The following is a 16,037-nucleotide window of genomic DNA, read 5'->3' on the forward strand; positions in this document are numbered from 1 at the left end:
CGATGCACCGCGGGTAGCGAAGGCTGCCGCCATCGTGACGGGCGGGCCCACTGGTGCTCTGGGCTCCCGACAACAGGTGAGCCGAACACATCCGGGGGAAACCATGTTCGAGCGGCTGGGCAGATTCGTCGTAGGCAAGGCGTGGTGGGTCATCGCCGGCTGGGTGCTCGCGGCCGTCGCCATCATCGCCACCACGCCGTCGCTGAGCGACATCACCTCCGCCGACCAGGAGAGCTTCCTGCCCCACTCCTACGAATCGGTGCAGGCCACCGAGCTCGGGCAGAAGGCGTTCCCGCAGCAGGCCACCGCCACGGCGACCATCGTGGTCAAGCGCACCGACGGGCAGAAACTCACCCCCGCCGACGAGGCGAAGGTGGGTCAGGTCGCCCAGTCGCTCAAGGCCCGCAACATCCCGAAGACCTCCGGCTACCTGACCGGCCCGCCGGCCGTGGCGCCGGACAAGTCGGTGCAGGTGGTCACCGTCGGGCTCGACGCCACCACCCCCGACGACCCGGCGCTGCTCGACGCCGTACGCGACCTGCGGGGTGCCCTCGGCCCCGAGCTGGCCGGCAGCGGGCTGACCGCCGGCGTGGCCGGCGACGTGGCGAGCTTCGTCGACAACGAGGACACCTTCAACAGCGCCTTCGCCGTGGTCGGCGTCGCGACGATCATCCTGATCATCGGACTGATCTTGATCATCTTCCGCAGCCCCATCGCGGCGCTGCTGCCCGTCGTGGTCGTCAGCGCCGTGCTGACCATCACCACCGGGCTCGTCGCCGCGGCGGGCAAGGCGTTCGACCTGAACGTCAGCCAGGACCTGCAGACGATCCTGCTGATCGTGCTGTTCGGCATCGGCACCGACTACATCCTGTTCCTGCTCTTCCGCTACCGGGAACGGCTGCGCGCCGGTGACGACAAGCGCACCGCGATGATCGTCTCCGTTCAGCGGGTCGGCGAGGTCATCACCTCGGCCGCGGGAGCCGTCATCGTCGCGTTCCTCGTGCTGCTCCTCGCCTCGCTCGGCTTCTTCGGCTCGCTCGGCCCGGCGCTCGCCATCGCCGTCGCCGTCATGCTCATCACCTCGCTCACCCTCATCCCGGCGGTCGTCTCCCTGCTCGGCCGGTACGTCTTCTGGCCGTCCAAGGCGTGGCAACGTACCCCCAAGGCCACCCTGTCGCGGCGCCTCGGCACCACGGTCGGCCGCCGACCGGCGCTCGTCGCGGCGGCCTCCGGCGCCCTGCTGGTCGCGCTCGCCGCCGGGGTGCTCGGCTACAAGGCCGACTACGACTTCAGCGCCGGCTTCCCGCAGGACACCGAGTCGGCCAAGGCCGCCAAGGACCTGCAGCGCGGGTTCGCCGCCGGCGCCCTCGCGCCCACCGAGGTCTACCTGACCACCGGCAACGGGACGCCGCTGACCGAACAGCAGGTCACCGACTTCGCGGCGGCCGCCGCGAAGGCCCCGGGAGTGGGCCAGGCGCAGCCGCCGGAGCGCAGCAGCGACCCGAGCGTGGCGCGGGTCAACCTGCTGCTGAACGAGAACCCGGTCTCCAACGAGGCCATCACGCTCGTCCGCGACGACCTGCGGTCCGCCCTGCACGAGGCGGCCCCGCCCGGCACCAAGGCGCTGGTCGGCGGGACCACGGCGATCTTCGCGGACATCAACTCGGCGAACAACCGGGACCTGTCGGTGATCCTGCCGGTGGCGGCGGCGCTGATCGCGCTCATCCTCGCGCTGCTGTTGCGCAGCCTCGTCGCGCCGATCTACCTGGTGATCGCGGTGCTGCTCAACTTCGCCGCGACCCTGGGCGCGACGGTGTACGTCTTCCAAGGGTTGCAGGGCAACCCCGGGGTCACCTTCCAGCTGCCGATCATCCTGTATCTGTTCGTGGTGGCGATCGGGACGGACTACAACATCCTGATGATCGCGCGGCTGCGGGAGGAGGCCCGGGAGGGGAACGAGCCGCACGAGGCGGCGGCCATCGGGGTGGAGCATGCCGGGCCTACCGTTGCCGCGGCCGGGCTCATCCTGGCTGGGACCTTTGGCGTGTTGATGTTGGCGCCGATCTCGTTCCTGCAGCAGATGGGGTTCGCGGTGGCGATCGGGATCGTGCTGTCGGCGTTCGTCATGTCGATGTTCTTCGTGCCGGCGTTGACGGCGCTCATCGGGCACAAGGCCTGGTGGCCGGGGCATGGGGACGAGCGGCCCGCCAAGGGGCGGCACGCCTCGCCGGAGCCGGCAGGAATCGCGGAGGCGTAGCGGTCGGCTCGGGCGGCGCAGGACCGGCCGTACGGGTTCCCATCGAGCTGACGCCGGTACGCCGGTGAGGCGCAACCCGGACCGGCGTGCGGGCGTCTCAAGGAAGTGGAGACAGCGAGCATGCATCGGCCCTGGGTACTGCCGTGGATCACCGTCACGGCCCTGCTCGGCGGCTGTGGGTCCGCCGGGAACAGCTCAGCCGTCGACCCGCTCGACGGGCTGCGCCAGCAGGCAGGCGGCGCCCTGACCCGGTACGACCAGGCGGTTCGCGCTGCGGGAGGTGCGCCCTTCGTTCCAGTGGGAGAGCTGACCCGCCAACTCGGCGACTGGGAGCCGGCGAACGGGTCCTACAAGGAGACCCTGTCGGCCGGCCGCGTCGAGGCCGCCACGACGCTGCCCGTGGCGACGGAGCGGGCCGGCACCATCGTCTGGGCCAGCGGCACCCGTCAGGACGTGCCGTTGATCTCGGCGGACGGGGCGTTGGCGCAGCTGCGCGCCTCGGGAACGGGCGACTGTTCCGGCTGCGCGCCGCTCAGGCTCACGGGGGCTCGCCTGACCACGATGACGGTCCCGACCACCCGCGGCCCGGCGACCGCCCCGGCGTGGGAGTACACCCTCGCGGGAACGGCCGTGCGGTTGGCACGGGTGGCGGTGGATCCCTCGGCCATCGTCCGGGTGACCCCACCACCCTGGGACGCCGATCACCCACACGAGGGGCTAACGATCGACTCAGCGACCACCACGACCGCGAGCAGCGAACTGACCGTCACCTTCACCGGCGCGCCCGGCCCCCGCAGCAAGACGTGCGGGGCTGACTACAGCGCCGAAGCGGTCGAGTCGGACCTGGCGGTCGTCGTGATCGTCATCGAGTACCGGCACGCCAAGGACGAGGCATGCCCTGCCATCGGAGCGCAGCGCAGCGCCACCCTCGAGCTGTCGCGACCACTGGGGGAGCGGGCAGTCCTGGAGGTGACGCAGGGCCTGCCGGTGGAGTTGACCATCACTGGCTGACCTTCAAGCTGTCCCGGCTCGTCGCCGGAACGCCCCCGCCCAGCGGCGACCTCGTTCACGGGCTGGCCGCCGGCGGGTGCAGCTACCGCCCCGGGTGGTCGAAATCCGGGCGGGCGCGGCCGCCATAGATCTTGACTGATGGTGAGGCGGCGACGACGCTGTGTGTAGCTGCGGCAGCCTGGGGTGACCTACCCCGACGCCTCGACTGCGCGGCCTTCTGGATCGCTTGCCGGAAGGACTCTCATGAGGAGTACTGGAAGATCCAACCGTCCGCGCCGATTCCTGGCCCTGCTCGCCCTACCGCTGGCGCTTGCCGTCAGCGCACCCGGCCTCGCCAGCCCGACGACGGACGGCGCGGTCGCCCCCGACCGGTCATCGACCGGCCAACAAAACGGCGTCGGCCTCATGCGCATCGTCGTCGCCGACAAGTCGGGCATCGACCGCCTCCACCAACTCGGCGTCGACCTCGCCGAGTACGTCAAGCCCGTCGGCAACGGCATCGAGGTGCACGCCATCCTCAGCCCCGAGGAGAGCCAGGCGCTGCGCGACAAGGGCTTCGACGTCCAGGACGCCATCTCCGACCAGAGCGACTACGCGCAGAACATGGCCGAACGCTCCGCCGCCATCCGCGCCGCGACGGCGGCGACCGCCACCACCGACACCCTGACCGTGCTGCGGGCCGAATGGTTCACCAGCCTCGACAACCAGCTCTTCCTCAACATCGAGGTGAAGTCGAGCGCCGGCACCGACTCGACGACGGTGCTGACGGCGAGCTGGGACAGCGGGCGCGGCACGGCGATCGGCTCCGGCGGCACCGCCACCATGTCCCGGTTCACCGACGCCGGCCAGTACATGTACCACCGGTTCAGCAACCCGGTCCCCATCAGCGCCAAGCCGGCTAGGGCCACCATCACCAGCAACAAGGGCGGCTCGGCCACCGTCGAAGTCGCGAAGTGGCTGGGCAACCCGCGCAAGAACCCCGGCAAGCACCCGTACATGTCGGACTTCGTCGACCACTACATGGACCCGACCGAGGTCACCGCGCGGTTCACCGGCCTGGCCGCGGAGTTCCCGAGGCTGACCGAGCTGATCGACCTGCCGTACAAGACGAACGGCTACCGGCGCAAGGCGCAGGCCCAGTTCGGCACCGCGGCGGCCAGCACCCTCTACGTCACCTCGACGGCGTACGGGCAGGAGGGCGGCAACGACATCACCATGGCGCTCGTCAACCCGGGCACGGCGAACGCCCCGCCGACGGTGAGCGTGTCCGGCAAGGCCGTCACGGTGCGCCTGGCCACCGATGGCTCCGGCGCGATCACCAGCACGGCGGCGCAGGTCGTCGCCGCGGTCAACGGCAATGCCGACGCGGCCAGACTGCTCACCGCCAGCACGTACCGGGGCAACGCCGGCACGGGCGTGGTGGCCGCCGCTCCGGTGACCCAGCTGACCGATAACCTCAAGGCGCCGGCGAGCGTGTCCCGCGAGCCGTTTCAGATGAAGGTGCTGCGCATCGGCAAGCACCGCGACGGCTCGAAGGTCGGCGTCTTCCTCTACTGCCAGGAACACGCCCGCGAATGGGTGACCCCGCTGGTCTGCGTCGAGTCGGCCGAACGGCTGCTGCGCAACTACGCGAAGGACCCGAACACGCGCAAGATCGTCGACGGCCTGGACATCTTCATCCTGCCGGTCGTCAACCCCGACGGCGCGCACTACAGCATGTACGACTACAACATGCAGCGGCGGAACATGACCAACTACTGCCCGGCGTCCAACGCCGACCCGGGCCGCCGCAACGCCTGGGGCGTCGACGTCAACCGGAACTTCTCGGTCGGCTCCGTCTTCGACGGCTACGTCGGCGCGTCGGCGACCAACTGCGCCAGCGACACGTTCGCCGGGCCGAACGAGCTGTCCGAGCCGGAAGCGCGCAACGAGGTCTGGCTGGTCGACCACTTCCCGAACATCAAGCTGTCGATGAACACTCACTCCTACGGCGGGTACTTCATGTGGCCGCCGGGGGCGTACAAGGCCGAGGGGCGCGAGGTGCTGCCGCGGGTGGACCAAGGCACCGAGGCGTACTTCTGGACCTCCTCGGACTACATCCTCTCCCGGGTCCAGGAATACCGCGGCACGGCGATCTGGCCGGGCCGCACCGGGCCGGTGACCGACGTGCTCTACTCGGCGGCCGGCAACAGCGCCGACGAGCACTGGTACAACCGGGGGATCATCGGCTGGGACTTCGAGGTCGGCGCCGACATCTACGACCCGGCGACCGGGCGGTTCAGCGCGGTCGGCTTCCAGCCGCCGTTCGCCGAGGGGCACGAGGAGGCGATGGAGTTCGCCAACGGCAACATCGCGATCCTCGAGGTGGCCCGGGCGTACGCGACGGACAAGAGCCAGCCTCGGACATCGCTGGAGGTCGTCAAGCGGGAGCCGGGGGCTACGGCGTTCACGTTCAGCACCAGTGAGCCGGCGAACGTGTACTACACGCTCGACGGGAGCCGGCCGACGTACAACTCGCCCAAGCTGGCCCTGGCCGGCATGCGCGAGGGCGTCCAGAACATCACGGTGAACAGCGACACCACGGTGAACTGGTTCTCGATCGACATCGCGGGCAACGTTGAGGGCAACTACAAGCCGGAGGGTCCAGGTAAGAACTACAACAAGCAGCGGGTGGCCGTTCAGTAGGCCAGTTCGCCGCTTGAACGTTGGTGGCCGCCGACTGCACGTCGGCGGCCACCAGTCTGTGGAAGCCGGCCCCGTATTGAGTGGGCTGACGTCGCGCGTACTGCGGCGCCGGTCGCTGCGGTACGGCCGGCGCCCTCACGGTGCTCGCGTATCTGAGCGGCTGAGGCCGCTACCGGCCTCGCCCTCGGCCAGACGGCTTGGTGCCGGAGTGCACGAAGGGTGCAATACATTTCATACCTGCGATCCCTTCGACGACCAGAGGTCCAGCGCCCAGGCCAAGTGGGCCTCTAGGTAGTCCGGACGGGGGCGGACCTGAGGTGGAATGGCTAAGACCCTGCCGTCGAGAAGCGCAAGCTCCGGAAAAGACAACAGCGGGGGCGCTACGTGTACGGTCCAGCTGGACGGGTCGACAGCCAGCAGGAACTGATCGAAGAGCGAGTGCAGGTCCCGGCGAAGCAGAATGCCGCCCTGTACATCGTGCTCACCGGCATTGCAGTAGCGGTAAAGGTGGGCGGCTTCGATGGCAGCAGCGGGCTGCGGACCCGTGATAAGGCAGCGGTCACCGAACCGTTGGCGGAGCACCTGCCTGAACTTCGCCTGACCGATTCGGTAGCGGCCGAGCATGTTGCGGTGTCCGCCGGCGATCTGCGGATCGGTGGCAGCTATCCACCACTGCAGGCCTGGGTCGGCAGATTCGGAGAAACGGTGCATCACCAAGTCGGGGTCAAGCTCCCGAATTGAGTGCTGCTGGGAGCGGGAAAGGTAGGTGGGTGCCAGCTCGGTGACGCGGAGATCGGTGGTCGGCCGCCAGGTACGGGTGTAGTCACCGATATAAACCGTCACGTCGATGCTCTCCTCAATCGGCAGATCGAACGTCGCCTGGCAGGGTGAACATTTGTAGCGCGGTGTTGCCTCCTTACGCGGTTTGAACGAGGTGTTCCGGCACTCGGGGCAACGACGCCTCACCTTGGTCTGCGTCTCGGTGTGGACTTCGTCGATCCAGCCCACCCCGAGGACGAAGTTGCGGTCACGTAGCACGGCGAGGTCTTCCGGCCGGACGGAGGCATGATGCGGAACGGTGTTGTCCCACGCATAGCGGCTGCCCAGAATGTCCCGATAGCCAGAGTTGCCCCCGAACTGGCGGTCGTCATCGTCGATCGTCAGAAAGCTCCATGCTCGACCCATGGCAGTGCTTTCTACCGCAATACTTTCCTTCGCAACATTGATCATTCAGTCCGCCCTGTGGCCTGCAACTGGTAGCGAACCGGTGGCCGGTCGGGGGGCCCGTTGGCAGGACCCTTGGCTGTAGGGTCGGCAGAACCGCCATGGGGAGGTGGGTCCGTGCATGCTGGGCTGGTGACTGAGCCCAGACGGGAGACGGGGGTCTCTCTTGCAAGGTCGGTGGGCTCGGCCCACCGCAGACGCATCTGCCGGCTGAACGCTGCAGTGCCTCGCTCGGGTTCACGTTTCCCGACACACGTTCCCCTGAGACTCACCGGTCGTCGGGCTGGCTGCGCAGCCCGCTGACCTGATCCGAAGGTGCTACATGTTCAGCCGCTCCACGCCCACGTCGGAATCGCCGTCGCTGATCCTCGACCGCGCCACGTCCTTGGTCGAGTACCTGATGGCCGTTCGCGCCCAGATGGAGAAACCGGCCCGGACGGTGTCGCAGGCCGACGCCTTCTGGCAGCACGAACTACCCGCTCACGCAGACTGCCAGGTGGGCGTCTCGCCCGACGGCAGCGCCTGGCTGCGGGTCGGTCTCCCGACCGCGCCGAAGCAGCTCCGGGCACCCGCGGAATTCAGCCCGTATGTTGCCGGGCCGCTGTCGTACGAGACCGAACCGCGGCTGGCTGGCGACGAGGAGACGGTCGAGCGCCTGCGTGAGCGGTTCGAGCAATGGCGGGAGCGAGACTGGCGTCCGTGGGCCGAGCAGGCTCGGCGTACGGAGGCAGTACGTCGGCTGCACCGGAGCCTGTTCGACCTCAAGCACCGCGTCGACATGAACGCGGCCACCCACGAGCTGGTGTGGGGGCATGGCGTCCTGCGCACGGACGTGGGCGCAAACCGCGTGCAGTACCCGCTGATCGTGACCCCGGTGGCCATCGAGTTCGACGCCGACCGATCGATGATCACGGTGGTGCCGCAGGGTGCCGGCCGCCTCCAGACCGATCCGCTGACCGGTCTCGACGAGCGGTACCTCAGCCAGCTGCTCGCGCTGGCCGGTCCCGGCGGTCAGCTCGACCTTGACGTCTGGGAAGACTTCTCCCGCCAGGAGTTCCTCGGACGGGCGCTGCGTCGGCTCGGGCTCGACCCGACCCTTCGCGCCGCCGACGCTCCCGCCCCCGCCGGCTCGTACGTCCACGACACCGGAGTGCTCTTCGTCCGGCCTCGGCAGCGGATGCTGCGCCGGTTCCTCGAGGAACTGCGCGCTCGCCTGCTCAGTGGTGACACCGCGAGTATCGGTGCGCTCGCCGCCATTCTCGCGCACGAGCCGAGCCGCCTGGAGATGCCGCACGACCAGCCGGACCGGTGGACGCCGCTGGGAGAGCGGCTGCTCATGCCACTGCCCACCAACGAGGCGCAGGAGTCCATCGCCCGCCGCCTCGCCCAGCACCGCAACGTGGCCGTCCAGGGCCCGCCCGGCACCGGTAAGACCCACACCATCCGCAACCTGATCTGCCACCTGATGGCCCACGGTAAGCGGGTGCTCGTGGTCGCCCAGAAGGAGGACCCGTTGCGTGTCCTGCGCGACGGGCTGCCTCAGGAAATCCAGTCGCTCTGCCTGGCGGTACTCGGCCGCTCCACCGACCAGCTCGTCCAGCTTCAGCTCGCCGCACGGGAACTCTCCGACCGAGGCGCAACCCTGGACCGGCGCAGCGAGCAGCAGCGGGTGGACCGGCTGCGCCGGCAGCTCGAGGATGCCGAACGGGACCTCGGCCAAGCGCTCGGCGCGCTGCGCACCCTCGCCGAGAACGAATCGGCACACTACGAGATCGACGGCATCCGGCTGTCGCCGAGCGACGTCGGCAGCTGGCTACGTGACCGCGCCGCCCGGTACGGCGACATTCCCGACGAGATCCCACCGCACCTCGACGCCCCGCTCTCCGTCGAGGAGTTCACCGACCTGCTCGACATCGCCCGCCGTACCGTCCGCCAGGACCGCACGCAGTCGCTGCGGCACCTGCCGACGGCAGCCGCGCTGCCGACCGCCTCGGCGCTCCTCGCCGCGCGGCGGGAACTCGCAGCCACCCGCGCCGAGCTCGACCGGCTCATCGTGGACGGGGTGATGCTCGCGGAGGTACGGGCGTTCGGCCGGCCCGCGCTCGATGAACTGGTCCGACACCTGCGCGAGGCGCTCGCCCTCCTGACCGCCCGCGAGGGCGCCTGGACGGACATGCTCGCCAGGCTGCTGCAGGCAGACCCCAACTGGCGGGCCATGTGGGAGGACCACGTCGCGGCCTGCCAGCGCGCGCTCGCCGAGCTCGCTGCCGCGACCCGGGTCGTTGCCGGGCACCGGGTGATCGTCCCCGATGCGCACCTCGCCGAACCGCGCCGGCTGCTGGCTCAGCTCGGCGAACTGCGTCAGCGCTTCGCCGCCGGCAAGGGCGTCAGCAAACTTTTCCAAGGGGCTCTCGCCAAGCTCGCGGCCGACTGCCGCATCGACGGTGAGATCCTGCGCGCCACCGATGATGTCGACGTCGTCCTCGCGTACGTCAACCGCCTGCGGCTCCGGCAGGAACTGGCCACCCGGTGGACCGAGTGGCGCACCCGGCTCAACCTGCCGCAGGAAACCGGCGAGCCCGAACTCTGGGCCGGCCGGCTGCTCACCGACGCGGCGACCGCCCTGGACTGGGACCGCCGGCGCTGGCCCACCCTGCACGCGACGATCCTCCGCCTGGTGCCCCGGGTCGAGCCGGCGGTCGACGTACGCCGGCTGACCGCGCTCACCGACACGGTCGCCCGGTGCGCCGCTGTCTTCGAGTACGACCGGCTCGTCACCGACGAGCAGAACCTCGGTGCGCTGCTGCAGCACGGCATGTCGAACACCGAGGCGAGCGAGCTGTGGCGGCTGCTGGACCAGACCCGCCAGCGGGCGGATGTCGAAGGCTGGGACGGCCTCCTGGACGAGGTGCGGCGCCTGGCCGGTCTGCGCCCGGACGCGCAGCGGTTCGTAGAGCTCGCCGAACGGCTCCGTCCGGCGGCCCCCGCGTGGACCGCCGAGATCGACGGTGGCGAGGCGTCCGCCCTCGCCGGCACCGGCGGTGACTGCATGCACCGGTGGCATTGGCGCCGTGCCCAGACCTGGTTCGACGCCGTCGTGGGCAGCGTCGACCCGGTCGCGCTCGGGCGGCGGGTCGAGCAGACGCGGGACCGCATCCGGCGACTCACCCAGGAACTCGTCGTCGCCTCCTCCTGGCTCGAGGTCTCCCTGGCGCTCGACGACCGTCGGCGGGCCGCGCTCGCCGACTGGACCACCGCCCTCCGCAAGATCGGCAAGGGTACGGGAAAGAACGCCGCCCAGTGGCAGGCGCACGCCCAGCGGGCCATGAGCGCCGCCGTCGACGCCGTGCCGGTCTGGGTCATGTCCGTCGACCGGGCCATCGAGCAGTTCGCCGGCGGCGCGCACTTCGACGTCGTAATCGTCGACGAGGCGTCGCAGGCCGACATGTTCTCCCTGCCCGTCCTCAGCCTCGCCGAACGGGCCGTCGTCGTCGGCGATGACCAGCAGATCGGCCCGCAGCTGTCGTTCGTCGGCACGGTCACCGGCCTGATCAACTCGCACCTGGTCGACGTGCCCTCCGCGGAGCATTTCGACCCCGAGAGCAGCCTCTACGACCACGCCGTCCGACGCTCCCCTGAGCGGATCCTGCTCACCGAGCACTTCCGCTCCGTGCCGGCGATCATCGGCTTCTCCAGCGAGACGTACTACGGCGGGGAGATCGAACCGCTGCGCACAGACCGGCCCGCCGGCATCGGCGACCCGGTCATCGCCGTGCACGTGCCGGAGGGCATCCGCCAGAACGTCGCCAGCTACGGCGACGTCAACGTCCCCGAGGCCGAAGCCCTCGTCGCGCGGGTCGCGACGATCGTCGCCGATCCGGCCTACGAGGGACGCAGCATCGGGGTGGTGAGCCTGCTCAGCACCAGCGGCCAGGCCCTCTACCTGCTCACGCGGCTCCGTGAGGAGATCGGCGAGGAGGAGATGGAACGACGTCGGCTGCGCGTCGGTGACTCGTACACCTTCCAGGGCGACGAGCGGGACATCGTCCTCGTGTCGATGGTCGTGGAGCCGCACCACGGCCCGGTCTCCGCCTTCACCAAGCGTGACCACCACCGGCGGGTCAATGTCGCGGCCTCCCGGGCCAGGGACCAGATGTGGGTGTTTCACTCGGTGCAGCCAGCCGACCTGCGCCAGGACGACGCCCGCGGGCTGCTGCTCACCTACTGCCAGAACGTTGCCGCTGTCGACGAGGGGTACGACGACCTGGAGAAGCGCTGCGACAGCGACTTCGAACGCGAGGTGCTCCGCCGCATCCTGCGCCGCGGGTACCGGCCGATGCCACAGTTCCGCATCGGTGGATACCGGATCGACTTCGTCCTCCCCGCACGAGACGGGCGGCGGCTCGCCATCGAATGTGACGGTGACGCGTACCACGGGCCGGACCAGTGGGAGAGCGACATGCGCCGGCAGGCGGTGCTGGAGCGCGTCGGCAACTGCGTCTTCGTACGGATCCGGGGGAGCGTGTTCAGCCGGGATCCGGAGGCGGCGCTGGAGCCGCTGTGGCAGCGCATCGACGAACTCGGCGTCGTTGTTCCCGAGCCGACTGGGGAGCCTTCCCGAGACCTGCCAGTTACTGCGGCACCTGCCGGCGGGAACGAGTCGGCCGAGGTCCGGACCGATCTGCGGGTGCCGGATCAGCGTTCGCGAATCGATGAGAGCGAGAGCCTCATTGGCGGGGCCGCTGGACGTGCGGCGAAACCGGCGAACAGTGGTGTTCCGACTGCGACCGAGGCGTCAGTCGAGCCCGCCGAGGACGCTTCCGCGACAAGTGGCGAGCAGGGCTTACCAGAAGCTGCCGAGGATGAGGACAAGGCATCTGTGCAGATCGGCGTCACCGAACCCACAGGCCATGGGACGCCAAGCCTCAGGCCTGAAGCCGTCGATGTTCCTGAAGCTCACTTGGCCGTCGCTGCACCCGTCGTTCCGACGGTGGTCGTGGCTCCCGTACAGACGATGCCTGATCCGGCCACGTCACCGGTCCGCAAGCGTCAGGACGAGAGCGGTCTGGATGAGTGGGTGCCTCCCGGCTACCGCAGCATCGCCTGGCTTCGTCCGTACGAGGCGATGGCTGCCCTCGAGAGCTACCGACACGGCCGTGACACTCCCATCCGTCATGGCGGCAAGGTTCTGGGCTGGGCCCGGCATCAGGGTGGCACCTCAACCGAAGCTCGTCCCCACCGAGCAGATGTCCGCATCGAGCGAGCCGACGCCGGGGGGGCGCGCTTCGTCTGCTGGGTACGCCAGAACGAGGCGGAGGCCGTCGTCCGCACGGCGAGCACAAGGAAGGACAGCCCTTGCGACACCGACGACGGTCGGAGGGAGGGGCTGGTTCAATACTTTGCCCCGACCAGCCCGGCTGCTATCCGGAACCGGAGCGTCACCCGTCTGCTGCGCTCTTCCTGGGAGGAAGCTGCACCACACAGCGAAAAGGCGCCCGTCGGCGAGGTGCAGGTTCCAGCCGGTGTGAATCCTGAGGGAGCAAACAATTCGGAGCCCCGGGCTGCCCTGCTGCAGAAGACGGGTGAGGATGAACTCGCTACGTTCCCAGCGATGCCGGGCGAGAGCAATGGACGACAAGGCGGAACTTCCGGCCCGTCGGTGGCTCCCGGAATCGGCGCCGTTGACCGGGGGAGCCTTGAGGCAAACTTCCACCGGGAGATGGTCCGCATCTGTCAGCGGGCGAGGGACGAGGTCAGCTATCACCCGAGCCTGTTGCTGCGCCTGGTGACTGAGAAGGGCGGACTGGCCAGCGCGCGACAACTGCTGCACAACCCCGCGATCTCAGATGGCTTCACCGCACTGTGGGAACGGGGACGAGTGGATCTCACGGCAGAGGCGCTCGCACTGCGTCCGGAGTTCCACGCCCTGTTCACTGAGCAGGAACTAGAAGTCGCCCGGAGCCGTGTGAAAGCAGCATCGTCGTGAAGCGTTGAAGTGACGCTGAGATGGCTGCCGTCCCTGCCCATAACAGGACGGCAGCTCTCCCTCAGCCCGGCGGGCGGCCCCGGAGCAGCCTCGTCGAACTCAGAAAGCGCGTGGCCTCCTCGCTGCCTGGTTGGTAATACTCCACCAGTCCGGCCGCCTCGCCGTCTGGCCCGGTCACCGCAACGGAACGCCTTTCAGCCGAAGCCTGGGTGACGCTGAACGCCTCATGCTCTCTGATCCAGCAGGCGATCCGCTCACTCTGGCCACGGGTTCTCACCAGCTTGACGTTGGCGTTGAGATCGAGAGCCCTCGTCGAGGCCTCGTCCACGTAACGAGCCCAGCCGGTGATCTCATCACCGTCATGCACGGGTACATCGGCGTGCAACTGGTACGCCAGGACGGCAGCTTCCGCCTCGTGGGGACGAACCCAACCGACGCTGCGATACCCCGCAGGCACCGGCACCCAAGCGGCCGACGAATCCTCGTCCAGTCCTCCGTCGCCGCGAACAGCGTCTTCCGTGTTCACAGAATTGACGTGCAGATCGTCGGCGTGCGGTGCGGCGTCACGTTCCAGGTCCACTGACGTCGGCAGGTCGGCTTCGACCATGGAGAGCTTGAACGCCTCCGACCGGCTCTCGGCGGTGGTCTGCTGGCCAGTCCAGTTGTCCCGCTGGCGTGTCCACACCTGCTCGAGGAGCGCCGCGATGTCGTCGTCGCCGCGCTGCCGGTAGGCCGCCAGGATGCGTCGAGGCTTTGCGTCTTCAGGAAGGTCGACTGCAGTGGCCAGGGCGGCCTTGGCGGCCTCCACATCGCGGGTGTCGGCGGCACCGACCAGTTCAAGAGCCTGGGTCAACGGATCCGTGCCGGGTGCAACCGGCTCACGGACTGTAAGGCTGAAGCGGCCGTACGGCTTGAACTCGAGAAAGGCGTTCTGCCCTTCCCTAGCCTGCGACTGGTCCAGGAACCTCTTGATGGTGCCGCTGGCAGGCTGGAGCCCCGTCCAGCGGATGCTCTGGGTGCCGAGATCCGAATCGAGCTCAACCACCTCGCCCTGCACACATCCGACGAGGCTCGCGACACCTGACGGCACAGGGAAGCCGGATCCACGGAGGTGATCACGGGTGATGGCAATGCGGAGCTTCCACACATCGCCATGTCGGAACAGCCTACGGGTCGCGCTGGGGGCTTTCCGAGGCGCTGCTGGAGATTCCCGGCGCCGTACGACGCGGCCGATGATCTCGTATTCGCCGTTGCCCGCGTAAGCCTGGACACTGCTCGGCGACACGTCGAACCGGTTCGTGATCGACTCCACCAACCGGCTGAGTTCGATCTGCCCACCGGCTGCAGCGAGTTCGAGCCCGATCTGCTGGCGGATCGACGTGTACTCCTCAACCTCCCAGCTCGCCAGTCCCCACGTCGCCCTGTCGGTCCTGACGAACCGATCGTCGCTGCCGAGCACGTTGGTCAGGCTCCGGATGGTGGTGTCCCGGCCCATCTCCTGGTGCAACTCGTCGGTCTGCAGCGGTTCACCCGTCGCTGCCAGCAGGCTCGCCGCGTGATCGTTGAGGGATCGCGTACGGGTCAGGATCTGGTCGTTGTAAACGACATAGCCGCACCAGGTCAGCCATGCGAGCAGCTCCGCCTTCGGCATCGCGGTGGCGGAGGTGGCCGCAGCGAGATCGACAAGACCGTGTTCGGTCGCGAAGTCCTCGAGCAGGATCCGGGTCTGCTCCCGCGCGGCTCCCACATCGGGAGCTGCGGCCCACCCGTCACTGACCTCGAAGTAATCGTCCAAGCGGTCGAGCACCAGCCACAGGGGCACCTCAACACCCGGAACATCACGGGCGAGATCGGGGTGCAGGGTGATTAACCGGTCAAGCGCAGCGATCGGTTGGATCTCGGCCCGAAGACTGGCCAGCAGGTTTCCGATGCTGGTGCCGAAGTGGAAGGTACGTGCCAGTAGTTCCTTGAGCCGGACTTCGATCTGGCGCACCCGTTCGCGGGAAATGTCGAAATCAACCGCCAGTTCAGCCAACTTTCTCGGTGGTCTGCCGAGGAACCGGTCACGGAGAATCTGCAACTGCCGCTCATCGAGCTCGGACAGGAAGGCGGTGAACTCCAGGACCGGGTCAGGACTGGCGCCGTTGGACACCATGTCGGCTGCCGTCAGGGAGTTGAGCCGCAGCGCCACTTCCTGAATCTGCTCGGGTGCGCCGTCCTCGATGACGACCTTCAGCAGAGACTGACCGCTGCGTCGCCGAAGATGGTGCCATGCGGCAAGCTGAGCCAGATCCTCGAGTAGCTGAGCCTGTGCCGGTGGCAGGCTCACTGTTGATGAACTCGTGGATGGAGTGTCTTCTGCCCTGACGTCGATCTCGGGCAGATCGCCGGACCGGATGATGGCAGCGGACACCAGCGCTGCGACAACCTCCTCCACAGTGCCCTGGCCCGTGCCGCGGACGTCATAGAGATCCTTCACCGACAGTGGCTCAAGCTCGGCGACCGTCTGCACCTGAAGTCTCTGGAAGGCCGTCCGCGCCCTGGCTCCCGTGGTGAGAGTGGCAAGCGGCATCCGTCCGGGCACCGTCGGGAAGCTCTCTCCGAAGGTCGCGTCCAGATGCCGGGCCAGGAAGAACCGAGCCAGGTGACGGCAGAGCACTTCGTGTTCGGCCATCATTGTCGTCACAGCAGGTGATTCGGTGAGCCACCAGTCGGGAGACGGGGTGAGATCGGTCAGCTCCCGCGCTGTGGCGGGCGTGTGATGGGCAAGCCAGGGCAGCACCCGGGTCCAGAGCGCGTCGTGATACGCCTCGGGAGGGAGATCCCCGAACGGTGCGCTGGTCACGCAGTGGTCCTCTCATGCTCGTACGGTGA

6 protein-coding genes are annotated in these 16,037 nt (G+C 68.6%); 4 read left to right on the plus strand and 2 right to left on the minus strand.

Annotated features, from left to right (window positions below):
• Positions 1-103 precede the first annotated feature (103 nt).
• The 3 genes from F8274_RS04505 (at position 104) to F8274_RS04515 (ending at position 5,953) form a co-directional block, all read left to right on the plus strand.
• Entirely contained in the window at positions 104-2,257 is a 2,154-nt protein-coding gene (locus tag F8274_RS04505) for an MMPL family transporter (protein ID WP_151461000.1), read from the plus strand.
• Positions 2,258-2,377: 120 nt separating this feature from the next.
• Positions 2,378-3,268: a hypothetical protein gene (locus F8274_RS04510; RefSeq protein WP_151461001.1), complete on the plus strand. Its 891-nt coding sequence runs from the start codon at positions 2,378-2,380 to the stop codon at positions 3,266-3,268.
• A gap of 243 nt (positions 3,269-3,511) precedes the next feature.
• A complete protein-coding gene (locus F8274_RS04515) occupies positions 3,512-5,953 on the plus strand; it encodes a M14 family zinc carboxypeptidase (RefSeq protein WP_151461002.1) in 2,442 nt (813 codons plus the stop codon).
• 231 nt (positions 5,954-6,184) lie between these two features.
• Here F8274_RS04515 and F8274_RS04520 read toward each other — a convergent pair whose 3' ends face one another.
• Positions 6,185-7,183 carry an HNH endonuclease gene (locus tag F8274_RS04520; RefSeq protein ID WP_151461003.1) on the minus strand — a complete coding sequence of 333 codons (999 nt, stop codon included), beginning with the start codon at positions 7,181-7,183 and terminating at the stop codon, positions 6,185-6,187.
• 316 nt (positions 7,184-7,499) lie between these two features.
• Here F8274_RS04520 and F8274_RS04525 point away from each other — a divergent pair, with 316 nt between their 5' ends.
• Positions 7,500-13,163 (plus strand): AAA domain-containing protein, encoded by a 5,664-nt coding sequence (locus F8274_RS04525; protein WP_151461004.1) that lies wholly within the window; start codon positions 7,500-7,502, stop codon positions 13,161-13,163.
• 61 nt (positions 13,164-13,224) lie between these two features.
• Here F8274_RS04525 and F8274_RS04530 read toward each other — a convergent pair whose 3' ends face one another.
• The gene (locus F8274_RS04530) at positions 13,225-16,008 is read right to left on the minus strand and encodes a sigma factor-like helix-turn-helix DNA-binding protein (protein ID WP_151461005.1); all 2,784 of its coding nucleotides are present in this window, start codon (positions 16,006-16,008) and stop codon (positions 13,225-13,227) included.
• Positions 16,009-16,037: the final 29 nt, after the last annotated feature.

The organism is Micromonospora sp. AMSO31t (assembly GCF_008868175.1).
Classification (GTDB): domain Bacteria; phylum Actinomycetota; class Actinomycetes; order Mycobacteriales; family Micromonosporaceae; genus Micromonospora.